Source organism: Alicyclobacillus pomorum DSM 14955, from assembly GCF_000472905.1.
Classification (GTDB): Bacteria; Bacillota; Bacilli; order Alicyclobacillales; family Alicyclobacillaceae; genus Alicyclobacillus_A; species Alicyclobacillus_A pomorum.
This window is the reverse complement of record NZ_AXAR01000005.1, coordinates 197865-219419: the sequence shown is the minus strand read 5'-3', so window position 1 is coordinate 219419 and position 21555 is coordinate 197865. Positions and strand designations below refer to the sequence as shown.

Here is a 21555-nt window from a genome sequence, read left to right as displayed (position 1 = left end):
CTCACGTGCCCCGTGACTGCGGCCCATCCCATGAGCGGCGGCACTGCGCCAGCGCCGCCCCCAATCACGATGTTTTGTGGTGTGCTGCGCTTCAGCCACATCGTGTAGATGACCGCGTAGTAGATGAACCCGACCACCGACAACACCGCCGTCGTGGTGTTTAACCAGACTGCGCAAACCACCACGGAGAGAACGCCAAGCGCTAACCCGAACCACAAAGCCGCCCACGCCGGAACCAGTCCCATCGGGATGGGGCGGTTGGCCGTCCGCTTCATCACTTTGTCGATATCGCGGTCGTACCACATGTTGATGGCGGCCGATCCGCCCGAAGAAAGCGCCAAGCCGACGACCAACGCCGCTGCCACCCGAAAGCTTGGCAAGCCACGCTGTGCGGCAATCGCCGCACAGTAGGCCGTCAACACCACAAACGCTGTAATGCGAGGTTTGGTCAATGTGACATAGGCTTTCACAATGTTCCAGAAGGAACTGTCCACCGTTGATTTCACTGCGAGTGACTCTGCTCGCGCGACTGACATGAGCGACACCTCCTTCCCGGAAGGATTCGACACCATTCCATGGGCTATTGAACTTGTGAGCTGAACGACATAATCCAAATCGAAGCACCGGCAAACACCACAGTGAAGAAGTACCCAATCGAGAGGACCACCGTCTGATAGGCAGGCTCCCCACTGCCATCCCCGTGCGTAAAGTGCATAAACATGAACAGTTGGACAAAAATCTGCAATACGGCACAGAACAGAATCCCTATCGTCAACGGCGTCGGTGTGAGCACGTGGTCAAGCACCAACCAGAGCGGGATGACCGTCAGCACCAGTGAAAGCACATACCCAATGACGTACTGCCAGGGAAACGACGGCTCGTGATGGGCCGTCGGCGTTTGATGTTGTCCCGCCATCTCACATCACCCCCATCAAGTAGACAATCGTGAACAGGAACACCCACACGACGTCGAGGAAGTGCCAGTACATGTTGACAATGTACACCTTGCGCGCCGTGATTGGCGTAATTCCGCGCTGGAACAGCTGAATGATGATGCCCGTCATCCAGAGAATACCGAGCGACACGTGGCATCCGTGCGTTCCAACCAGCGTAAAGAAAGCGGACAGGAAAGCGCTGCGCTGCATTGTTGCGCCCTCCAGGGCCATGTGAACGAACTCGTTGACCTCGAGACCGACGAAGGCTAATCCGAGCAGCGCGGTGACAATCAACCATCCAATCACTCGGTTGCGATGGCCGCGGTGCATCTCAAAGGTCGCTAGACCACCCGTAAAACTACTCGTTAACAAGATGAGCGTTTCTGCCGTGAAGATGGGGACGTCGAACAACTCTTTGCCCGTCGGTCCCCCGTCTGTATGTGTGCGCAACACGATAAACGTTGCAAACAAGCAGGCGAACAAGATGAGGTCCGTCGCCAGGAAGACCCAGAAACCTAGAATCTTGAGAGCACCGTCTTGGGTCTGGTATTCAATGGGCCTCTCGGGATAATCCACGTGAACATGGTCCCCGGCCCCGTGGTGGTGCTCCACGTTGTTATGGGCGAGCGTGGTCATCCTTGCAACCTCCCCAGTGCCGATTCCGTGTGGATGACTTCATCCACTGGAACGTAGTAGTCGGTGTCGTATTCAAACGAACGCCGGAACATACAGAAGGCAACGCCAAGGCCACCAATCACTTCAAACGGAATGACGCCAAACACAATCCCTAAGCCGATGATGAAGAACGAGACGGACAGAATAAATGGACGCCCCGAATTCTTCGGCATGTGAATCGGCTTGATGTCGTCCTTGTCAGGAAGGAAGTCCTTCTTGTCCAGTTCTCCTTGCTTCGCCATCCACCATGCGTCACGCCCTTGAATGGTCGGGATGGTGGCGAAATTGTAGTGCGGCGCCGGTGATGGCAAGGACCATTCCAGCGTGCGTCCATCCCATGGATCGCCCGTCACATCGCGTTTACCGTGCTTGATGCTGTAAAGGATCTGCCAGACGATGAACAGGAACCCAATGCCCATCATGTATGCCCCAATGGTCGAGATGAAGTTCGGGACGGTCCAGCCGAGCCCTGCTGGGTAGGTGTAAATACGGCGCGTCATACCCATGAGCCCCAGTGCGTACTGCGGCATGAAGCAGACGTAGAAACCGATGTTAAAGAACCAGAATCCCCACTGGCCAAGGCGTTCGTCGAGCATAAACCCGAACATCTTTGGCCACCAGTAATACATGCCGGCAACCAGGCTGAGCACCGCACCTCCAATCAGCGCCTGATGGAAGTGCGCAACCAGGAAGTAGCTGTTGTGGTACTGGTAGTCCGCCGGTGCAACAGCGAGCATGACACCGGTCGCGCCACCAATCGCAAAACACGGAATGAACGCAACGGCCCACATCATGGGCAGCGTCATGCGAATCCGTCCTCGGTACATGGTGAACAACCAGTTGAACACCTTGACCCCGGTCGGAATGCCCACGACCATGGTTGCAATGGCAAAGAACAAGTTGACGTCAGCGCCGGCGCCCATCGTGAAGAAGTGGTGCACCCAAGTGAGGAAGCCGACGATACTGATGGCCACGAGCGCAAACACCATGGACCCGTATCCGAACGTCGCTTTCCGCGAGAACGTGGAAATGACTTCCGAAAGCACACCAAACGCAGGCAGAATCACGATGTACACTTCGGGGTGACCCCAGATCCAGAACAGGTTGATGAACATCATCGGATTGCCGCCGTGCAGCATGGTGAAGAAGTGCGCACCGAGCGTGCGGTCCAGCAACAACAGCGCGAGTGCAACCGTCAAAGCCGGGAACGCGAACAGAATCATGACACAAGAACTTAGAACCGACCACGTGAACAGCGGCATGCGCCACAGGGTCATGCCCGGAGCGCGCATCTTCAAAATCGTCACAAGGAAGTTGATACCCGTAGCCATACTACCAATACCCGAGATCTGCAGTGCGAGCAGGTAGTAGTTTTCGCCAGGCCCGGGGTTGAACCCAAGTTCCGTGAGCGGCGGATAACTGGTCCACCCTGCGTCTGGTGACCCACCAATGACAAACGAAATGTTCATCAACAGCGCGCCAAAGAAGAACAGCCAAAAGCTGATGGCGTTCAGGTACGGGAAGGCCACGTCCCGTGCACCAATCTGCAGTGGTACAACAATGTTGAACAGCGCAAAGATGAACGGCATAGCCATGAACAGAATCATGATGATGCCGTGTGTCGTAAAGATTTCGTCATAGTGCTCCGCATCCAAAAACGACAGGTTCGGGAGTGCCAGCTGTGTACGCATGAGCTCTGCGTCCACGCCGCCGCGGAAGAGCATGAGCAACGCTGCAATCAAGTACATGATGCCAATCTTTTTATGGTCAACAGTGGTTAGCCATTCGCGCCACAACCAGCCCCATTTCTTGAACTTCGTCAGCACGAAGACAATCGCCACACTCGTCAGGACAATCAACACGTCGGACCCGAGAATCATGGGTTCCGTAATGAAAATCCCCCAATGTGGGACGGTGTTCACAGGTGTTTCCTCCTCTCGTCAGTGACCCATGTTCATATTCGACATATCCATGTTCATGTTCGACATGTTGCCCGAGCTGTTTTTCGTGCTGTTGGAGTTGCTCGGTGTCTGACTGCCGTACATGTACTGGCCGCCGTTTTGCATCACAACGTCGTTGAACAATCCAGGCGGATATGCAGAATACGAAGCCTCGTTTGCCAGGCCATCCTTCTTCAGTTCGTTGTATCCAGCTTTCGTCAACACGGGTGACGAGGTCTTCACGTGATTTACCCAAGCGTTAAAGTCGGATTGAGATGCCGCAACGACCTTAAATTTCATATGTTCGAATCCGACACCCGTGAAGTTGGCCCCGTATCCGTTGTACTGACCAGGCTTGTCCGCCTGCAGCCAGAGCCGCATGGCCATGCCAGGCATGGTGTATTCCTGACCGCCGAGCTGCGGAATCCAGAACGAGTTCATCGGTGCGTCGGAGGTCAACTCAAACTGCACGGGCACGCCCGTCGGAATCTCGCAGTAGTTGACCGTAGCGATTTTCTGATCCGGATACTCGAAAAACCACTTCCAGTTCAGCGAGATGACCTGAACCGTGATGGGCTTGATGTTCGCTTCCGGCGGTTTGGTCAAAGTGAATATGGTTTTCGCTGTAAAGGCGGCGAGAATCCCGATGATGACGATGGGAATACCCCACCACACATACTCCAGCGTCCGACTATCCACCCATTCCGGGTTATAGGGAGCGGTGTTGCCTGGCTTGTCTCTGTACCGATACAGAATCACGGCCAGCAAGATGAATACAGGGACGAGTACAATCGCAACCAAAACGGTTGAGAGAATAATCAGATGTTCTTCTGTCCTGCCAACAGGCCCAACCGGATTGAGTACTTGGTATTCCGGACTGCAGCCCGTGAGAAGTACCGTAGCCGCGGCAACGATGGCCGAGATCTTGCCGAGGTGCCGGGAAAATCTTCGAAACACTGCACCTCTCTCCTTTCCTAGCAATATCGCACAATCGCTCTCAAGCACGAACGCGCGTGTCAATGCGCCGTTTCGACCCTCTCACGAATCCGAATGATGCTCGTATCCATAAACTCAACTCCATGGCGTCATCTCGATTTCACTTCGCCCTACCCCTTTCTTCGGTAGCGTTCTTCCTTGACCAGCGTACCGAGATGTAGAGCAACTCAACAGACGAAAAACGGCTATATTGCACATGGTGCATTTGGACTATGTGGATAGTTCATACGAAAGGTCGACATAGTTCTGGAATACTGGTTGATGTACATCAACAGGGAGTTGCATGCATCGCAAAATGTAACAAGCGATGTGCGCAGGTCTGCCCCACACACAAACAGGGCGCTCAGTGAAGAGCGCCCTTTGCGCATCATAGAAATAAGTAGGAAAAATCGGTCCACGTAGGTTTACAGCCGGACTTGTTGGAGAGTGGATTGGCACATTGGAGTTAGCATGTTTCAATCAAGCCGTAGTCTCCGTTCCTCCGTCGATAGAGTACATTGACTTGATTGGTGTCTGCATTAGTAAATACAAAGAAGTCATGTCCTAACAGTTCCATCTGCATAGAGGCTTCTTCAACGTCCATTGGCTTCATGAGAAATCGCTTGACTCGAACAACTCTTGCCCCGGATTCAAAGGTGTCCACTCTGTCCTCGGCGACGCAAGGCTGAATTCGCGTTGCCATTCCATGCTTTCGAAAGCGCTCGTTGAGTTTTGTCTTGTACTTGTGAATTTGTCGGATCAGCTTGTCCACAGCGAGGTCGATGGAGGCGTACATGTCTTCCGAGGTCTCTTCCGCGCGGCAATGGTATCCATAAACGGTAAGCATCATCTCCACCTTGTGCAGCGTCCGTTCCGTGGACAATGTCACAGACAGGTCCACGTCATGTTCAGTGTCAAAGTATTTCTTCAATCGAGCGGCTTTCTTTTCAATATAGGCAGACAATGCATCAGTGACTTGCAAATGCGCTCCGTGTACCTTGATGTTCATCCTGGTCAGCCTCCTCGTCTAATCACGGACCACCAATACAGGTACTCGGGAACAGTACAGCACCCCGTGACTTACACTGCCAACCAATAATCGGTCCACATCGCCACTACCGTGGCTCCCCGTCACAATGACATCCGCATCGTTTTCCTTCGCAAATGTGGAAATCGCGATGGCAGGTTCCCCGTACATGTGTTTGAACACGATTTGTGAAGACCAGTTTGGAAACCATTCCGCTCGTGCGGCTTGTTCAATCTCCGTGAACCGTTTGAGTTCGTATGCGGAGGTCTCGCGTTCATCGAAACCCTCTGGTTTTGTCACATAGAGGACGTACAACGTTGCGTTGGGCCAGGCTTGCATCAGATGGTTGACCATTCCGACTGCCTTCTGCGCTGAATAACTGCCGTCAGTCGCAAACAAGATTCTATCCATCACATCGTCTCCTCCTGACGTGTCCATTATGTTTTACACAAGGAAACACGAGAATCCGCTGGATGACCCATTTTGGCATAGTTGATATGGACCATCCGGCTGCGACACAAAGACTAGCTTGGTTGTCACCTTGAAAAACGGCGCGCCGTGACGATGCAGTGTTTACCACGGATCTCCGAGCTTGAAACTTGACCGAGGTCCACGAGCCTTACAAGGCTTGTCAAGGCCTTTCCTTGAAATTCAGATACAACTTCCTGAATATGAGAACGAAAACCAAACCATGATAATTCACGGACGTTTGTGTCGTTCCTGGCCCTCGATGCTTGGAGGTAGCTCCGTTCCATCCAAAGGGCTTGGATGGACTAGTCTGTTCCTCACACCTAGATAGGCCTTACGAACCTTGTCACGGCCTTTCCTTGAAATTAGGGTAAAAGTGTCCGAAAGGTGGGGACGGCAGTACAACCTCAGACTTCACGGACGTTTCATGTCGTTTTACACACGGAGGAGGGGTCTGGCTATGAAAGCGCTCGTTTATCGCGGTCCCGGTAAAAAGGAATGGGCGGACAAACCCATGCCGACCATTGAAACACCCACCGATGCGATTGTGAGAATTACGAAGACCACCATTTGCGGTACAGATTTGCACATTTTGAAAGGGGATGTACCTGCGGTCGTCGAGGGGCGTACGCTGGGCCATGAAGGGGTCGGCGTGATTGAGGAAGTGGGGTCCGGCGTCCACAACTTCAAGGTTGGGGACAGGGTGTTGATATCCTGTGTCACTTCCTGCGCAAAGTGCGACAGCTGCAAGAAAGGCATGTATTCGCACTGCGAGGACGGCGGTTGGATTCTCGGGCATCTCATTGACGGAACGCAAGCCGAATACGTGCGCATTCCGTATGCGGACACCAGTCTATATCCGATACCAGACGGCGTCGACGAAGAAGCGCTCGTGATGCTGAGTGACATACTCCCCACCGGTTTTGAGGTTGGCGTCCTGAACGGAAAGGTCCAGCCGGGAGACACGGTGGCCATTGTCGGCACCGGTCCCGTCGGGTTGGCGGCGCTACTCACGGCTCAGTTCTATTCCCCCGCAGACATCATCGCGGTGGACCTGGATGACAATCGACTGGAAGTTGCGCGGAAGTTTGGCGCCACGAAGACCGTAAACAGTTCCAAGGGCAACCCTGTGGAAGCCGTCCTGGAACTGACCGGCGGCAAGGGCGTGGATGTCGCCATTGAAGCGGTCGGAATACCAGCCACGTTCGACATCTGCCAAAGTATTGTGGGAGCTGGCGGCCGCATCGCCAACGTGGGCGTACACGGCAAGAGCGTCAATCTGCACCTCGAGAAACTGTGGATTCAAAACATCACCTTAACCACTGGCCTCGTGGACACCAATTCCACACCGATGCTGCTCAAGACCGTGGTCGCCGGCAAGATTGAGCCCAAGTTGCTCATCACCCACCACTTCCCGCTGTCTGACATCCTACAGGCGTACGATGTCTTCGGAAACGCCGGGAAAGAAAATGCGCTGAAGGTCATACTCTACCAGTGACAAGACCGTAACCGCGGCGAGTTATACCACCGCTAGGCCGCCAGGAACAGTGGAGATCCCCTTCAAACGGCGTGAAGGGGATCTTTTTCATGTCGGTGGATCCCGATGGCCGGTACCCTTTGATAGACGATACATGACGTCTTTGCATCATGAGAACGGATAGTCATTTTGGACTAGGAATCGTCGTCCAAATGGACCTGGAACGATAGATTGTTTTTATCTGTTGAGAACAATGTTGCTGGGTTACCATGATAAAGGCATGAAACAACGACCCGCCTCTGACGGCGGCAGCTGGTGAAGAGACCAATGAATGTCATACAGGAAGTTCACCGTATACGAGTGCTGTTGTCCCAATTGGACGACAGGACACTCGCCTTTGTCCGCAACCGTGCAACTTTGATTGCTGCACTCATCACGCTGGGGATCTGTGTTTGGGGCTGGACATCTGGACGACATGAGTTTGTGTTTGCCATGACGGCGATGGGCGCCGTCGGGTACTTCGCGGGACTGACCGTTGCGTTGGTCGCGGGGATGTCGTTTATCGGCGTTGAGTTGTTCAATTCGTCGACACACATAGCGAGCGCGATTCTCTTAGAATGGGGCGGCTACGTTTGTATTGGGTGGTTGGGATATCGGCACAAAAAAGTGCAGAGGGCGCAGCTCGGAGCTGAGACACATCCGGCATGGGTTCTACCATGGGCAGTGGTGAATGAAGTGCGGACTTCCCTGGCGGCGGTTCGCTTTCTACTGTTCCCAACACACGAAGATCACGAAAACCAGGCGCTTCAACAAGCCACCAATGAATTGTCTAGGTTGGAACAATTGTTCAATGAACTGGAGCAGTCTCAGCGCCCTGGTGAAAAATCGAAGCGCCGGTGACTCCTTACAATGAATCTTCGTCCTTTGTCCTATCCATCACGTATCCTTCCCGGACAGCGTACGCTGCAGCCTGTGCACGATTCGCGAGGTGCAGTTTTTCGAGGATGCTCCGAACATGGCTCCGGACAGTATTCTCGCTGATGAACAACGCCTTTGCAATTTCACGGTTGCTTGCGCCCGTACTGAGGTGTCGCAACACCTCCACCTCGCGATCAGTCAACTGGTCTACGACGGGAGTCCCTTTCCCTTCAGCGGGTCTTGAGAATTCAGTGATGATGCGCATGGCCAAGTTTCCGGGGATGACAGGTTCTCCCGCGCTCACCCGCTTCACACTGTCTATGAGCAACGCTGGCGTCACGGTCTTTAACACGTACCCAGAAGCGCCAGACTTAATCGCTTCGAACAACATCTCCTCTGTGTCGGTGACCGTTAAAATGAGGATTCTAATGTCGGGGTGATCCACCTTGATTTGTCGGGTTGCTTTTAATCCGTCGCACACCGGCATGTTGATGTCCATCAGCACAACATCTGGACGATATTCTCTCGCTTTCTGCACTGCCACCCGACCGTTTTCGGCTTCTGCAACCACTTCCACATCATCTTCACGAGACAGAATGGAGCTGACACCCTGGCGAAACAGTTCGTGATCGTCCACGACCATCACGCGAATGGACGAGCCACTGGCTTTTTCACTCATGTGAAATCTCTCCCTTGGATTCAGTCACTCATTACAACCATCTACCAATTTTACCGAAACGGGTAGAATCCGAAACCTGACCGTACAAAGATTGGGATTTCTCAGCCGAGAAGTACAGATGAGGTGCTATACGAGTGGTAATTCAGTGATACGTGCGACGTCTGGGTCCCACGCAACAAGGTCTTCGCGATTCAGTTCGCGAATCGATGTCTTTCCAAGGGCCCGGATCCCTGTTTCCAGTTCCAAGGAACTGCTTTTCAGGAAATTCGCCAAACTTTGGGCCCCCTGTTTCTAGGTCCAACTTGTTCCACGATGATCCGTCCGCCAACGCCAACTGCGTTGGAGGTTCAAATGGCAGAACTTCATCCAGTTGTCCGTGCGCGACAGCAAATAGTGCGGCGGAGCCCAAGTTGACTGCACTGGCTCCCAGTGCTAACGCCTTCAAAATTTCGCCAGGTGTACGAATGCCACCAGATATGACTAGATCCACGTCCTTACTATAGCCATTTTCTTTGAGAAACCTGCAAAGTGCAGACAATGTTGGCAAATCTTCCCTGCACCACTGGGTCCGACGATGGCAATGGTTTCCCCGGGGTGAAACATAAGGCTATGACACCTTGATTGGTGAAGCAGGTGCAAGATTATCTGGGGGTGAACGCCAACGCCTCGCATTGGCTCGGGCAGTCTTGAGACCGGCACCCATCCTTGTGTTCGACGAACCTACAAACGCTTTGGACTCAGTGACTGAACAAAGCTTTGTACGTGCCCTGCGTCCCGTGATTGTCGGACGATCCACAATTTATATCACACATCGCCTCTTTGGCCTTGAAGAGATGGACGAAATCTTGGTGATGCAGCGCGGAAGAATGGTCGAGCGAGGCACTCATTACGCATTGTTAGAGCGAGGTGGTCTGTATCGCACCATGTGGGAATTGCAACGTGAAGTGTTGCGTTCGAATCCAGCGTAATTTGTGATGCTGCAGGAATGACTTGCGGTAGACGATGGATGGAAAGGCGGAGTAACCCGCCTTGAGGATGATGCGAGGTATCGCATCATGGCGAATCCACCGTCTTTCCTGTCACAAAACATACATGGTTGACGTATAACTCATACACCCATAAACCAATCGTTACTGGATGCCCAAGATGATTACAGAGCAGACATTGTGCCTAGGACGAATTCACAGATCCCAATCAGTATCACAATGCCAATGAAAAGCTTGGCCATTGGCTTTGGCCAAAACTTGGCCCCATTGCGATGATATAATGGTCCGTATTTGTCCATAGCCATTGCCTCCTTCCCAATATATAAAGATACCACAGGCACATGGCTTACACTGTCGCGATGGATCTAGGATAAATATTCAAGGCAATGATTCCTTTGAGGAGGACGGAAGGATGGATACAAAGCCAACAAAAAGACATCCATCGTTACAGCCATTATCTAGACACCATCATCATGCGCTGGTCGTTGCGCAAATGCTGATAAAGCAACAGGAACCACTTGACGTCATTCGAGACAAGTTGCGTGATTTTTGGGAACACGGAGGCAGAGAACATTTTCGCGAAGAAGAAGAATACTTGCTGCCGGAATTTGCGAAACATCAGCGATTGATATCCCCGAGATCCGTGAGCTCCTTCTTGAACATATTCGAATTCGGAGTTTGGTCAGCGAGATAGCCATCGATGCGCACCATGAAAAGATGAGTCAACTTGGCGAATTATTGCGTGAGCACGTCCGTAAAGAGGAACGCGTTGTCTTTCCCATGATTGAAGCTGGATTGCCAGAAGCATCACTGCGGAAACTGGAACCGTTTTTTTCGGAGCACAAGAAATCCTCGGTCTTTTCCAACCGCGATTCGGATGACTGAACGGAAGTACACTTATTCTGATTCATCGGTGCACAACGTAATGGCTCGCTTCGCTTCAAGGAGTTGTTGTCTATCGCCAATGTCATGTGCGTGGAGCAGAATGACAATGTTTGTGTACAGTGACCGGAATTTGGCTAACAAGCGCGTTTCGGGACACACGTCACCGTACGCCTTCCAAAAAAGAGGTCGGGCACTTGGTGGGAGAAAACTGTACACAACGGAGAGATCAACGGCAGGGTGACCGATGTGAGCGTCCCCCCAGTCAATCACGCCGCACAGGCCCCCCTCATCATTCACCAGGAAATTTCGGAAGTTCAAGTCCCCGTGAACCACAGTACTGCACTGCTGCTTGACGTACTCCGTCGTTGGTACACTCTCCGTGATGTGAAGCAGAGCGTATGGGTTGTCAATCAGCCCTTGCGTGTGCGCTTCTTCTACTTTGGCGATAAATATAGGGATGCGCTTATCGACGTCCATGCGACCCATATCGTCCGAACGAGCAATCCCCCATTCAAGTGCTTGATGGGTGGGAATGCCGTGCAAAGTACGAAGGAACTCAGCCCAACGGACGGCTGATTGAGTACGTTGCTCGTCCGTGAGATGCATCATATACGGCACAGTACCTGTCAGTTTCGGATATCCCGAGAAGGGAAACGGATACTCCTTCGTTGGCTGCCCGATAAAGCATGGATTCGGAATCGGAACAGGGAGATGTGAGGACAACGGTGGCAACATACGATTCTCCATCTCGATGAGGTCAACGGCAATCTTACGGCGAGGGAAGCGAAACACGTATGTCTCATTGACCAGGAACAACGAGTTGTCCCATCCCTCGCTGAGTGGTCGGAGTTGGATAGGGACGAGTTGCGGGAACTGCCGCTCTAATACATCCTGAACCAGTGTTACCGTAATGGGAATGTCAGCCGCCCACGGTTTGCTCATGAGAATCCTCCTATAAAGATGGAAACCGACATAAAATGTACCATTCTATCGAACCATATATGCTGAACATTAGGACTGAGAAGGAGATGTCTCATTGAAAAAGAAGAGTCTGATTTCTCTGTGTGCTACTACCATTTGTGCGAGTACTGCCGCCGTTTCAATGCCTTTGACCGCGTTTGCGAATGTTAATACTCCATCCATACATGAAAAGGCCATCGTCGTCAATCAACAACCTATCTCTAAACCATACGGTTTCATCCACGACAACACCACGTACATGCCGGTTTGGTACCTCATGAAAGCGCTCGAAAAACTCAATATTCATAGCACGTGGCACAACCATGCGTGGAGCCTCACCACATCCCGGCCGCTGGATTTGAATGATGTTCAGCCAGGTGTCGGATCGAGCTCGATTTATGTAAATGGCCACCTCGTGCAAAAGGTCAACGAAATTGTGGCGGAAGACCCCAATTCGGGACAACAGACGACGTACATACCTGCATGGTACGTGATGAAAGTCCTAAATCGACTTCACGTCAACTCCGGCTGGGATGGAGCTGTCTGGAAAATTGACACCGAACCTCAAGCGCCATCCAGTCAGTCGAATCCGCGCTCATCGGCCGATCACTCATTCTCGTCGGATGATTCGAACGTCGGTCATCCAATCACAGTGACTGAAGCCTATTTACTGGTGTTGGAGAAGTTCAAGGACCAGCTCTCAGATCCGAATCTCCGTGTACACCTGGACCACATGGACGGCAAGAATTACGTCTTTCAAGTATATGACCAGATGCCTCCACTTCAAGGGGATGACGGAACAACGTTTGGTGGACATACGGCGACCATTGCCTGGATCACAGTGACCGACACAGGAAACCTTCAGACCACTCCTTAATCGGTACCAAGCACGAGGAACATTGCACCAAAATGCCAGGACGACATCGAGATACTTCGCAATTCCCATCTGATTCCGACTGATGTTCCAATCTATGGCGCCATCTACGATGTCCAATGTCCACACAGGTCGACTGAGTCCACTCACGTAACAGATGTTACCTTCTCCATCATGATGCGCAGTCTGAACCACACTCCCTACGTTGTAGGGAGTGTCTTGCTTCGTACATCTGCCCCTTAGGCGTATGCCGACACAAGTGGTGGGCGATGGCATAGGATACGTCGTCAGATCCACTGGGTTCCACTGAACCGTGGTGAAGGAGTACGTCGAGGGGGGATGTGCGTGTATAAGGAAATCAAGGCACGACCTTTGCCGGATCGGCTGTTGAAACTCAACGGCATCTCGGCGCGCACCATCAAAGAGCACTATAAACTCTATGAGGGGTACGTGAACAAGGCGAACGAAGCTCGGGCGAAGCTTGAACAGGTGGACCTTGCCAAGGGCAATGCGACCTACAGTGACATTCGAGCCCTCAAACGCGGTGAAAGTTATGCGTTAGATGGTGTGAAATTGCATGAACTGTACTTTGCCGAACTCGGCGGGAAAGGCAAACCTGGCGGAGACATCGTGAAAGCGATTCAGAGCCAGTATGGGTCTTATGACCGATTTCTCGCTGAATTTCGAGGTGCTGGGTTGTCCGGTCGAGGTTGGGCAGTGCTCGCGTTGGATCCCGAGTGGGAAGAACTGTTCATCTACATCACAGACGATCAGCACAACGGCCACGTCATCCAGTCCGTTCCGATTTTGCCGATGGACGTGTTTGAACACGCCTACTACATTGACTATGGAACGTCCCGCGGAGAATACATCGATGCGTTCTTTCGGAATCTCGACTGGACGGTAATCAACCAGCGCTACGCACAAACCAAAAAAGCCATTCGACCACGGTTTCGTATCTTTGGCTGAGTGGATACATCTCCAAATGGCGTTCCGAAGGCCTAGCCTGATGACCATCCATTGGTTTGGACGATGGTTGGACCTCGGGCGGTTGGGCCTCGGTATCCGCCCTTTCTTTGTGTGGAAAACCGTCCTCCTCTTTCTTCGCGTGGTTGGAGAACGGTCTTCGTTATTGGGAAGGCCAGTGAACCGAGCGCAGTCAAGCCGGGCAGCTGTCGAAACTCCCATGATATGTGACAAACACCCGCCTAGAAGGCAGGTGTTTGCGACACATTCAATAACCGTAGCCAGATTCGTAGCCATCGTACATGCCATATCCACTGCACGGTGTTGCTGCCGCTGCCGTGTAACCAGCATACCCAGGAACTAACAGGAAGAACAACACGAAGATAATCAGGAATACGACTGCCCATCGGGTATATCCACCAAATAATCCGTCCATCATTCGTTACCCCCCTCCGCATCCGTCATGCGGTGTGCGACACGTGGGTCACTCTGTACAAATCGCTGTCAATAGTGACCGGGTCGGGGGCGAGGGCATGGGCATGGGCATCCTGGATCAACAACCACATTTTTTGTGATGGGTTGATAGTAATGCTTCGGCACGTTCACGATGACGTGTCTGTTGACGTTGACGATAGGATGGACCACAGGAACCTCACGCGGGACGTAGCAATCCCGAACAACGTATCGTGGGTCACACACTATCGGCGGGCAGTGATGTGATGCGGGTTGAGGTGCATGTGAGGTGTAACCTGGATCGTATACTTTTTTCACTTTCTGTACTTTTACCGTCGCTTTCACATGAGGAGCGTAAGTGTATTTTGGTTGTACTGCCGGCGATTCATCATGATACTTGTACTCGGGCTCAGAAACAGATTCATACTCGTGTACATGTTTGTACTTAGCGTGGTCATGTGGTTGGTATCCATACTGTTTTTCAGCCATCTCTGACACTCTCCCTTTGCGCGAAGTAATACTACATGTATGACCATCTAGTCAGCCAAGTCCTAGTCATTCGTCCATTTAAGACTGCTCCTGCGTAAAAAAGTACAACCGATAAGTCGTCCGTGAAGGCAAATGACCCATAGTTTTATACATCGGTGGATTGTCTACATTGGATGCAACGTTTCCAATAAGATCGGTCCCTTTGTCCATCGAGGACCTTCGTTGCGAAACATCGGGATGGCGAGATGCGACCCGGACAGTCGTTCTCATCTTCGACACAAAAAGCCACCGAAAACCGATGAAGTCGTCCTTCATCGCTTCCGATGGCTTTTGTCTGACTGAAATGATCATGTAGCGGAAAGTCGGTTACAGGTACATCCCGAGATTGTATGATGGAAACATTCACAATTGTCGTGTTACGCTCATAGCATTTGAGAGTGAATTAAGCGCTTACAACCTTGACGTGTGCACCTAGATGGTGCTGCACGATGACCTCACCTTGCTGCTCCGTTGGTAACTGGCAACCTGTGCATTTCCCGTACAGCACTTCAACTTTCTCACCGTCAACATAGTCTACGACGTCATTACAATCTTGACAGACAATGATGGTCATTTTGTACATCCCCTCCGCAATTGGTATGTACCATTTGTCAATTAGGGTATCACATTTAGAGAGGTGCGGGAAGACTGCAAATCATGTCCCGGGGAGCCATGCAGGGTCCCGATTACTTATTCGTTGTGTCTACTTTCTGGACTAGCTTTACCTTTTTCCTTACATTCTCTTAGAATCGCTTTAATACGATTGTAGATGGACCTATCCTCTAATTTCTCAAACAGCGTCCATCCAGGACCAGTGTTGGCTTCAATCATCCAAAGCTTGCCCTCTGCATCTACACCCACGTCTATGCCAATCTTCCTAGACACCTTGTAATCGTCAAATCGTTTACATATATTGTAACCGAGGTCAATCATCTCTTGCTGAATCGTTTCAACTTGTTGGTTATCCCATTGCAGTGATTTCTTCAATGCCTCATCCACTGTAAGAACTTTTCCGTTGCTTCGCTTGTTTGTAATGATCCACCCAGATCCAGCCCCTTGGCAAGCATCCCGATGTACTGCCACTGCCCGTTACCGTCTCGTATCATGATGACAAGCGTATAACATCACATCAAAATTTCTCTTATGTTCATTGGCAATAATTTTCCTATCAGGGTATATTACGGTCATGAAATGTAAAGGAGAGGAATGAAATGTCTAAACAAGTCGAGCTGGTTATCACGCGTACCTTCGATGCGCCACGCGAGCTTGTATTCAAGGCAGTTACGGAGCCAGAGCACCTGACGCACTGGTGGGCTCCGAAAGGTTACACGATGAATGTCGCCAAGTTAGATCTCCGCCCCGGTGGTGTCTTTCACTACAGCCAGCGGTCTCCTGAGGGCCAAGAAATGTGGGGCAAATTTGTCTATCGCGAAATCATGGAGCCGGAGAAGCTCGTCTTCACCAATTCCTTTTCCGATGAAGAAGGCAATACGGTGCGGGCTCCCTTTAATCAAACCTGGCCTCTAGAAATCCTGAATACCTGGACATTCGCCGAACATGAAGGTAAAACAACGCTCACAATGCGTGGAGTTCCCCTGTCCGCGACGGAGGAGGAACTGAAGACCTTTGAGGCGGCACACGATATGGTTCAGAAGGGATTTGCCGGAACCTTGGACCAACTCGCCGATTACCTGGCGAAGGCCTGAACGCTTGGCCTCGTCAGTAAGCTCCCAGGGCATCCTGGGAGCTTACTTCGCACATGGACAGCTAACGGTCGGCCCTTCAATAAAACGAACTATTCTAATCCTGCTTCTTCCGAAGCAATCATTGTAAGAGCGGACCAATCCTGATTTTCGCGACCTTTCGCTACAGAGGAGAGCAGACGGTCATGTAATAAACTAGCCAATGGCATTGGCGTTTTCGTGGCATTCGCTTCCTCTAAGACCAGGTTGCAATCCTTGAGGCCCAGCGCCAGCTGAAAACCTGCAGGTTCAAACACCTTCTTGGCAATCATCTGGCCGTACCCCTGGTACACGGTACAGTTAAATAAAGTGGACGCATACACTTTCGCAGCCAAGTTCCGGTCAATCCCATTCTTCTCTGCCAGGTTAAAAGACTCGGCCATGGCCTCCATTGCTGCCATAATCATAAAATTTCCGCCTAGCTTGATTACATTCGCACTGCTAGGATCTTCGCCAATGTCAAAAACACGTTGCCCCAGCGCCTCCTGCACTGGCTTCACTCGCTCCTTTGCTTCACTGGGGCCTGATGACAGCACAAACAGTTTCTGAGCTACAGCAGCCTCTGGGCGACCAAAAACAGGGGACGCGACATAGTGGCTACCATGCTGATAATGATATGCTGCAAGTTTACGCGAGGTCTCCGGGGAGACGGTACTCATGGATAGATGAATACCTCCAGGCCCCAGTTTCTCACCAAATCCGTCATCTCCATGTACCACGCTTTCTAGTGCCTCATCGTTCGCCACCATGGTGATGACAATGCCACCCGTTTTTACTACATCTGATGGACGGTACACCTGCTGCGCACCAGCAGCCACAACATCCTTTGCTTTATCTGGCGTTCGATTGTAGACCTTCACTGTAAAACCCGCTTTAAGCAAATTCATGACCATCGGCTGTCCCATCTTGCCCAGCCCAATAAAACCGATTTCTTCATTCATACGACCTACCTCCGCTCCTTTGGCTTCAACAGAAATGTTAAAATGTCCCGGTGTTAACGTGCAATCCTTGGACGTGCAACTCATTCATCAAACACCCACTATATCTGCGCTTATTAAGCATTGGTCCCATTTAACCCCATATAAAACATCACCATATAAGGAACTAACAACGCGATGACCATCAAACCTATGCCAATCATACCTTTCGTAAGAAATGAGTTTCGATTTGTCCCTTCTCTTAGGTACCACGCAGCCTGTAATAGGTGAAAAGCACCACTTAAAAACAAGAGAAAAAATACAGTAGCCAATACGACCATCATCAAAGGAATCAAACTCCTATCCAGAGGAAAATAAGAAAATTTGTTTGCGTATAACTACTCTTTGACGACCAGATTTCTCTGCCCATCACAATTGGGTCGAATACCATCTTCGTGTCAGCTCGCATTGCATTCCGCTACATATACATCGGAGTCATCGCCGTGTACCAGTTGAGCGAAGTCATTTTCTGAGACGACAACGTCAACGCTCTGAAAAACATCAGGAATTGCTTCAACATGATGTTCATGCACTTCATGAGCGACACGGTAGAATGCAGAGTAATCTGATAAATTCGCAGTTCTGATGCTTAAACTCATCTCGTTTCCCCTCCCGCTTGTTAGTCCAGATATAACAGATCACGTGCGCTCAAAGAAACTGTCCCTTTGTTACGCTGACTTCTTTAAGGAAAGGTTTCGAGCCTCCGTACAGCCTACACCTTGACATTGGATGGACGGGAATCTATTATAACTGAGGCGAACAGAACAACGTCTGCTAGCATTGTAAGGGAGTAGCTGCCGCGAATCAGAATGGATCGCGGATAAGAACGTCGTCAATACGGCTTGAGCCCGGCGTCTTACATGATACCGAGAGCAACATCGGTCATGAGCGAGACTTACAGTCCCTAAATTGGGCTGTGAGTCTCGTTTTTTGCATTTATCATACCCGAAAAGAATCATGAGGTGAGAATCTGTGAGTTGGTTCATTCTTCTTTGTAACGTCATACTGATAAACCTTATCCTGTCTGGAGACAACGCGCTTGCCATTTCCATGGCAGCGAGTAGGCTGCCCCACTCGCTGCGAAAAAAGGCCATTGTGCTTGGCAGTATTATGGCCATTCTATTATTAATCGTGTTTATTGCGATAGGATCTTATGTCGTAAAACTCCCGATTTTAAAGAGCATCGCGGGGCTTTTGTTCATGTGTATTGCCATCAAGTTAACAATCGATAGGATCAAGCCATCCTCTCAAGAAACGCCATCTAACGTTGCTCAGTCAGCGAGTTTGTATCAAGCGATTGGAACCATTGCGATTGCTGATTTGGGCATGGAACTTGACAATGCGATGGCGATGATAGGTGCTGCAAACGGAAGAATGAGTGTTCTTTTGGTCGGCCTACTCATCACCATTCCATTTCTCGTCGTTGGGAGTCATTTCATCGCAAACCTCATGGAGAAATTCTCGTGGATTATCTACGCTGCATCCACTTATATTGCTTGGATTGCCGGAAGCATGTTTGCGGAAGATCCCATTTTCCAAAATACCCCCTGGAGCTCGATATTACAGTCAATTGCTCCGGTGATTTGCGTTCTCATTTTCCTTATCTTATCGGTATCGATACTGCGGTTTCGGCATCATAACCACGTGTCAAGTCAGTAAAGCGATATCGGGGCTTGTGGAGCATCCGCTCCGCTTCGCCCCATATCAAACATCATGAGTGGACCGCACAATATGATAAAGGACCCTGGTAAAATACCAGGGTCCTTTATCTCGATTTGGTGTCGAGGACGGGACTTGAACCCGTACGGGAAAACCCACACGCCCCTCAAACGTGCGCGTCTGCCAATTCCGCCACCCCGACATGATGGCTGACCGCCCGACGGAGGACTTTCCACCGAACAGCCAACGAATTTGATTATACGGATGACTGGGGGACATGTCAACCTCATCCGACTTGGTTATTTCAACCGATCTTGCCATTGTGCGTCAAGCCCGTATATCCGCTTGTACAAATTGTAGTTGTAGAAGACGCGGTCCACGAAGTGGCGCGTTTCGCCCACCGGAATGCTGTTGATGGTTTGCAGTTCGCCGTTCCAGGTGCCGTCGCGAAGCCATTCCTTCACGCGCTTGGGGCCGGCGTTATACGCAGCGATAGCAGCCACTTGATTGCCGTGGAACTGGTCTGTCAGGTACCGGATGTACCAGCAACCCAGCTGAATATTGAGATTCGGCTGGGCCAAGTCAGAATTCTGACTGCTGGCGTTGTAGCCAAGATAAGTTCCAGTGGTCGACATCTTTCCGGCAATCCACTGTGCCGTGTCAGGCATAAGCTGCATGAGCCCAATGGCGCCAGCGTGAGACACGTCTTGCGTCTTGTACTTGCTCTCCACGTGGATGACGCTGGCGACGAGGAGTGGATCGACATGGGCGGAAGACGCTGAACTCTGGATGGTGTTTTGGTAGCTAATCGGATACATCCAGCGCCAGAATGTATTTGACGTTATCAGCCATACTACACAGACAAGCAGTACAATGGACAACAGCACGCGTCGATTCAAGACAAAGACTCTCAATGCTGATCCACTGCTTGACTGCGGAGGATTTGCCATATACGTGCCACCTGCTCTCTGGTCTGTTCGGTTGTTCCTCGATTGTCAATGATGTAATCGGCAAGTTTTCGCTTGTCTTCAATCGGCATCTGCGCTCGGATTCTCGCAGTGGCATCCTGTTCGGTGAGCCCGTCACGTGCCATCAAACGAGCCAGTTGTGTAGCCTCGTCGACATACACGAGGATGGTGGTATCGACCAGACGATGTGTCTCCCCCTCAAAGAGCAAGGGCACGTCCCACACCACGGGCTCGCCAGGATGCGTACGAACGTATTCTGCCGTTTCCTGCTTCATTCCTTCCCTTACTTTCGGATGGGTGATGGCATTCAACCGCTGGCGCGCTTGGGCGTCGTGAAACACAATGGCTCCAAGCGCTTGTCGATTCAGCGTCCCGTCGGGATTCAAGACGTTCTCGCCAAACGATTCCACAATCTCCTTTAAGCCACGTGAACCAGGTTCCACCACGCGTCTCGCCCAGACATCTGCATCCACGACGTACGCGCCTAGGTCGCGAAGCATTTTGGTCACAGTACTTTTCCCCGTTGCAATGCCGCCTGTGAGTCCAACAATCACGCTCACGCTTCAAACTCCTTCTCCCCTGTTGTTCGCAGCAGTGTACCATTTCTTGTCTTGTGCGATGTCCTACGCTTGCGAGGGCGCATCTGACAGACGGGACAGACGTGAGTCCCACGCCCGGCCACGCGAAGTTTGACAATCTCTGTTCCACACACTCGGCACGGTTCGCCGTCTCGTCCGTAGACGTTCAATGCCATTTGGAAAGCGCCGTGCCGGCCGTACCCGTTCACGTACGATTTAATGGACGATCCGCCCGCGTCAATCGCCTCCTGCAACACATCCCGGATGACCCCAAGCAAGCGTTCGCACTGCGCCTTGGTCAGGCGGTTGGCGGGACGCTCAGGATGAATACCGGCGCGAAACAACGCCTCGTCGACGTAGATGTTACCGAGTCCGGCGAGGACGCTTTGGTCCAACAGTACGGCTTTGATGGGCGCGGTGCGGTGGTGAATGCGTTGGTAGAGCGTGTGTGGGTCCAGCTGTGGATCGAACGGTTCCAACCCAAGGGATTGCAACCCTTTCGGAAGCGGTTCACCTGGCCCGATGAGGTCCATGGTGCCGAACTGCCGGACATCCCGATACCGCAACTCCGTCCCGTCGGTAAATGTGAACACCACATGGGTGTGGGGTGCCGTTTCCTCGCCACGCTCTGCGAGTCGGTACTGACCTTCCATGCGCAGGTGCGAAACCAGCGTATACGGTGGAACGTCGAACAACAGGTACTTGCCGCGGCGGCCCACACCCTCGATGGTGCAACCGCTGAGCATGAATTCAAACTGCCGCACGTCGTCAGGCGTGCGGACAATGCGCGGCAGACGAACGTCCACATGTTGAATGGTCTTGCCAACAACCAGGGATTCTAAACTTCTCCGTACGTTTTCAACCTCGGGCAACTCTGGCAATGTT

The 21555-nt window shown here is 51.6% G+C and carries 28 protein-coding genes, 1 tRNA gene and 1 pseudogene; 8 read left to right on the top strand and 22 right to left on the bottom strand.

Translation table 11 applies throughout. The features are described from left to right. The 7 genes from YWK_RS0107355 to YWK_RS0107325 form a co-directional block, all read right to left on the bottom strand. Positions 1–536 (bottom strand): protoheme IX farnesyltransferase (locus YWK_RS0107355; RefSeq protein WP_169727150.1); only part of this gene is annotated, 536 nt, incomplete at its 3' end. A gap of 44 nt (positions 537–580) precedes the next feature. Further along, positions 581–916 carry a cytochrome o ubiquinol oxidase subunit IV gene (locus YWK_RS0107350; RefSeq protein WP_026964294.1) on the bottom strand — a complete coding sequence of 112 codons (336 nt, stop codon included), beginning with the start codon at positions 914–916 and terminating at the stop codon, positions 581–583. A 1-nt stretch (position 917) separates the two neighbouring features. Further along, positions 918–1571, bottom strand: a complete 654-nt coding sequence (gene cyoC, locus YWK_RS0107345) for a cytochrome o ubiquinol oxidase subunit III (protein WP_026964293.1) — start codon at positions 1569–1571, stop codon at positions 918–920. Then, positions 1568–3490 carry a cbb3-type cytochrome c oxidase subunit I gene (locus tag YWK_RS0107340; protein WP_051375328.1) on the bottom strand — a complete coding sequence of 641 codons (1923 nt, stop codon included), beginning with the start codon at positions 3488–3490 and terminating at the stop codon, positions 1568–1570. Before YWK_RS0107340 ends, cyoC begins: the two co-directional genes overlap by 4 nt. 60 nt (positions 3491–3550) lie before the next feature. After that, positions 3551–4507 carry a ubiquinol oxidase subunit II gene (locus YWK_RS0107335; RefSeq protein ID WP_051375307.1) on the bottom strand — a complete coding sequence of 319 codons (957 nt, stop codon included), beginning with the start codon at positions 4505–4507 and terminating at the stop codon, positions 3551–3553. A gap of 484 nt (positions 4508–4991) precedes the next feature. Then, positions 4992–5534, bottom strand: coding sequence for a ribosome hibernation-promoting factor, HPF/YfiA family (gene hpf / locus YWK_RS0107330; RefSeq protein ID WP_026964290.1), 543 nt, complete (start codon positions 5532–5534; stop codon positions 4992–4994). Positions 5535–5552: 18 nt separating this feature from the next. Then, entirely contained in the window at positions 5553–5963 is a 411-nt protein-coding gene (locus YWK_RS0107325; RefSeq protein ID WP_245578549.1) for a universal stress protein, read from the bottom strand. Positions 5964–6480: 517 nt separating this feature from the next. On the opposite strand from YWK_RS0107325, the gene YWK_RS0107320 reads away from it, so the two are divergent. Then, positions 6481–7518 (top strand): zinc-dependent alcohol dehydrogenase family protein, encoded by a 1038-nt coding sequence (locus YWK_RS0107320; RefSeq protein ID WP_026964288.1) that lies wholly within the window; start codon positions 6481–6483, stop codon positions 7516–7518. A gap of 306 nt (positions 7519–7824) precedes the next feature. Continuing rightward, entirely contained in the window at positions 7825–8397 is a 573-nt protein-coding gene (locus YWK_RS0107315) for a hypothetical protein (RefSeq protein WP_026964287.1), read from the top strand. A gap of 4 nt (positions 8398–8401) precedes the next feature. On the opposite strand, the gene YWK_RS0107310 is transcribed toward YWK_RS0107315, so the two are convergent. The 3 genes and pseudogenes from YWK_RS0107310 to YWK_RS22400 all read right to left on the bottom strand — a co-directional run. Continuing rightward, entirely contained in the window at positions 8402–9094 is a 693-nt protein-coding gene (locus YWK_RS0107310; protein WP_026964286.1) for a response regulator transcription factor, read from the bottom strand. A gap of 126 nt (positions 9095–9220) precedes the next feature. Further along, the gene (locus YWK_RS22405; RefSeq protein ID WP_245578550.1) at positions 9221–9367 is read right to left on the bottom strand and encodes a hypothetical protein; all 147 of its coding nucleotides are present in this window, start codon (positions 9365–9367) and stop codon (positions 9221–9223) included. Between the two features lie 160 nt (positions 9368–9527). Next, a pseudogene (locus tag YWK_RS22400) lies at positions 9528–9584 on the bottom strand (hypothetical protein); the annotation flags it as partial. Positions 9585–9711: 127 nt separating this feature from the next. On the opposite strand from YWK_RS22400, the gene YWK_RS0107300 reads away from it, so the two are divergent. Beyond that, on the top strand, positions 9712–10062 hold the full coding sequence (locus YWK_RS0107300) for an ATP-binding cassette domain-containing protein (RefSeq protein ID WP_026964284.1): 351 nt from the start codon (positions 9712–9714) through the stop codon (positions 10060–10062). A 472-nt stretch (positions 10063–10534) separates the two neighbouring features. On the opposite strand, the gene YWK_RS22395 is transcribed toward YWK_RS0107300, so the two are convergent. After that, positions 10535–10699, bottom strand: a complete 165-nt coding sequence (locus YWK_RS22395) for a hypothetical protein (protein WP_245578542.1) — start codon at positions 10697–10699, stop codon at positions 10535–10537. Positions 10700–10758: 59 nt separating this feature from the next. Here YWK_RS22395 and YWK_RS22390 point away from each other — a divergent pair, with 59 nt between their 5' ends. Next, the gene (locus tag YWK_RS22390; protein WP_245578541.1) at positions 10759–10965 is read left to right on the top strand and encodes a hypothetical protein; all 207 of its coding nucleotides are present in this window, start codon (positions 10759–10761) and stop codon (positions 10963–10965) included. 12 nt (positions 10966–10977) lie between these two features. On the opposite strand, the gene YWK_RS0107285 is transcribed toward YWK_RS22390, so the two are convergent. Further along, the gene (locus YWK_RS0107285; protein WP_026964283.1) at positions 10978–11907 is read right to left on the bottom strand and encodes a phosphotransferase; all 930 of its coding nucleotides are present in this window, start codon (positions 11905–11907) and stop codon (positions 10978–10980) included. A 94-nt stretch (positions 11908–12001) separates the two neighbouring features. On the opposite strand from YWK_RS0107285, the gene YWK_RS0107280 reads away from it, so the two are divergent. Beyond that, positions 12002–12802, top strand: a complete 801-nt coding sequence (locus YWK_RS0107280) for a hypothetical protein (RefSeq protein WP_026964282.1) — start codon at positions 12002–12004, stop codon at positions 12800–12802. 342 nt (positions 12803–13144) lie between these two features. Beyond that, a complete protein-coding gene (locus YWK_RS0107275; protein ID WP_211231384.1) occupies positions 13145–13768 on the top strand; it encodes a superoxide dismutase in 624 nt (207 codons plus the stop codon). Between the two features lie 265 nt (positions 13769–14033). Here YWK_RS0107275 and YWK_RS21830 read toward each other — a convergent pair whose 3' ends face one another. From YWK_RS21830 to YWK_RS0107260, 3 genes are all read right to left on the bottom strand, one after another. Then, entirely contained in the window at positions 14034–14204 is a 171-nt protein-coding gene (locus YWK_RS21830; protein WP_156909065.1) for a hypothetical protein, read from the bottom strand. 945 nt (positions 14205–15149) lie between these two features. Next, positions 15150–15320 (bottom strand): GapA-binding peptide SR1P, encoded by a 171-nt coding sequence (locus YWK_RS21405; protein WP_156909064.1) that lies wholly within the window; start codon positions 15318–15320, stop codon positions 15150–15152. 116 nt (positions 15321–15436) lie between these two features. Beyond that, a complete protein-coding gene (locus tag YWK_RS0107260; RefSeq protein WP_026964280.1) occupies positions 15437–15829 on the bottom strand; it encodes a YheC/YheD family protein in 393 nt (130 codons plus the stop codon). 128 nt (positions 15830–15957) lie between these two features. Between YWK_RS0107260 and YWK_RS0107255 the strand changes: the two genes are divergently transcribed. Then, positions 15958–16452 (top strand): SRPBCC family protein, encoded by a 495-nt coding sequence (locus tag YWK_RS0107255; protein ID WP_026964279.1) that lies wholly within the window; start codon positions 15958–15960, stop codon positions 16450–16452. An 89-nt stretch (positions 16453–16541) separates the two neighbouring features. Here the strand turns inward: YWK_RS0107255 and YWK_RS0107250 are convergent, their stop codons facing one another. The 3 genes from YWK_RS0107250 to YWK_RS0107240 all read right to left on the bottom strand — a co-directional run bounded on the left by YWK_RS0107250 (position 16542) and on the right by YWK_RS0107240 (position 18064). Next, positions 16542–17429 (bottom strand): NAD(P)-dependent oxidoreductase, encoded by an 888-nt coding sequence (locus tag YWK_RS0107250; RefSeq protein WP_026964278.1) that lies wholly within the window; start codon positions 17427–17429, stop codon positions 16542–16544. A gap of 113 nt (positions 17430–17542) precedes the next feature. Next, positions 17543–17752 carry a hypothetical protein gene (locus YWK_RS0107245; RefSeq protein ID WP_026964277.1) on the bottom strand — a complete coding sequence of 70 codons (210 nt, stop codon included), beginning with the start codon at positions 17750–17752 and terminating at the stop codon, positions 17543–17545. Between the two features lie 111 nt (positions 17753–17863). Next, positions 17864–18064 carry a hypothetical protein gene (locus tag YWK_RS0107240; protein ID WP_026964276.1) on the bottom strand — a complete coding sequence of 67 codons (201 nt, stop codon included), beginning with the start codon at positions 18062–18064 and terminating at the stop codon, positions 17864–17866. Between the two features lie 373 nt (positions 18065–18437). On the opposite strand from YWK_RS0107240, the gene YWK_RS18780 reads away from it, so the two are divergent. Further along, positions 18438–19124 carry a YjbE family putative metal transport protein gene (locus tag YWK_RS18780; RefSeq protein ID WP_051375304.1) on the top strand — a complete coding sequence of 229 codons (687 nt, stop codon included), beginning with the start codon at positions 18438–18440 and terminating at the stop codon, positions 19122–19124. A gap of 117 nt (positions 19125–19241) precedes the next feature. Here YWK_RS18780 and YWK_RS0107230 read toward each other — a convergent pair. The 4 genes from YWK_RS0107230 to mutM form a co-directional block, all read right to left on the bottom strand. Beyond that, positions 19242–19326, bottom strand: a tRNA-Leu gene (locus YWK_RS0107230). A 97-nt stretch (positions 19327–19423) separates the two neighbouring features. After that, entirely contained in the window at positions 19424–20023 is a 600-nt protein-coding gene (locus tag YWK_RS0107225) for a lytic transglycosylase domain-containing protein (RefSeq protein WP_245578540.1), read from the bottom strand. A gap of 11 nt (positions 20024–20034) precedes the next feature. Next, positions 20035–20652, bottom strand: coding sequence for a dephospho-CoA kinase (coaE, locus tag YWK_RS0107220; RefSeq protein WP_026964274.1), 618 nt, complete (start codon positions 20650–20652; stop codon positions 20035–20037). Next, positions 20649–21551 (bottom strand): DNA-formamidopyrimidine glycosylase, encoded by a 903-nt coding sequence (mutM, locus tag YWK_RS18775; RefSeq protein WP_084453541.1) that lies wholly within the window; start codon positions 21549–21551, stop codon positions 20649–20651. Before mutM ends, coaE begins: the two co-directional genes overlap by 4 nt. Between the last annotated feature and the right edge of the window lie 4 nt (positions 21552–21555).

What these genes read in the sequence shown, in the direction of transcription:
- YWK_RS0107285 (WP_026964283.1), bottom strand. Translation starts at nt 11,907, where the DNA reads ATGAGCAAACCGTGGGCGGCTGACATTCCCATTACGGTAACACTGGTT.
- YWK_RS0107350 (WP_026964294.1), bottom strand. Translation starts at nt 916, where the DNA reads ATGGCGGGACAACATCAAACGCCGACGGCCCATCACGAGCCGTCGTTT.
- YWK_RS22395 (WP_245578542.1), bottom strand. Translation starts at nt 10,699, where the DNA reads ATGTTTCGCAAATTCCGGCAGCAAGTATTCTTCTTCTTCGCGAAAATG.
- YWK_RS0107310 (WP_026964286.1), bottom strand. Translation starts at nt 9,094, where the DNA reads ATGAGTGAAAAAGCCAGTGGCTCGTCCATTCGCGTGATGGTCGTGGAC.
- YWK_RS21405 (WP_156909064.1), bottom strand. Translation starts at nt 15,320, where the DNA reads ATGACCATCATTGTCTGTCAAGATTGTAATGACGTCGTAGACTATGTT.
- YWK_RS0107315 (WP_026964287.1), top strand. Translation starts at nt 7,825, where the DNA reads ATGAATGTCATACAGGAAGTTCACCGTATACGAGTGCTGTTGTCCCAA.
- YWK_RS0107250 (WP_026964278.1), bottom strand. Translation starts at nt 17,429, where the DNA reads ATGAATGAAGAAATCGGTTTTATTGGGCTGGGCAAGATGGGACAGCCG.
- YWK_RS0107255 (WP_026964279.1), top strand. Translation starts at nt 15,958, where the DNA reads ATGTCTAAACAAGTCGAGCTGGTTATCACGCGTACCTTCGATGCGCCA.
- YWK_RS0107320 (WP_026964288.1), top strand. Translation starts at nt 6,481, where the DNA reads ATGAAAGCGCTCGTTTATCGCGGTCCCGGTAAAAAGGAATGGGCGGAC.
- YWK_RS0107325 (WP_245578549.1), bottom strand. Translation starts at nt 5,963, where the DNA reads ATGGATAGAATCTTGTTTGCGACTGACGGCAGTTATTCAGCGCAGAAG.
- YWK_RS21830 (WP_156909065.1), bottom strand. Translation starts at nt 14,204, where the DNA reads ATGATGGACGGATTATTTGGTGGATATACCCGATGGGCAGTCGTATTC.
- hpf (WP_026964290.1), bottom strand. Translation starts at nt 5,534, where the DNA reads ATGAACATCAAGGTACACGGAGCGCATTTGCAAGTCACTGATGCATTG.
- cyoC (WP_026964293.1), bottom strand. Translation starts at nt 1,571, where the DNA reads ATGACCACGCTCGCCCATAACAACGTGGAGCACCACCACGGGGCCGGG.
- YWK_RS0107240 (WP_026964276.1), bottom strand. Translation starts at nt 18,064, where the DNA reads ATGAGTTTAAGCATCAGAACTGCGAATTTATCAGATTACTCTGCATTC.
- YWK_RS0107340 (WP_051375328.1), bottom strand. Translation starts at nt 3,490, where the DNA reads ATGATTCTCGGGTCCGACGTGTTGATTGTCCTGACGAGTGTGGCGATT.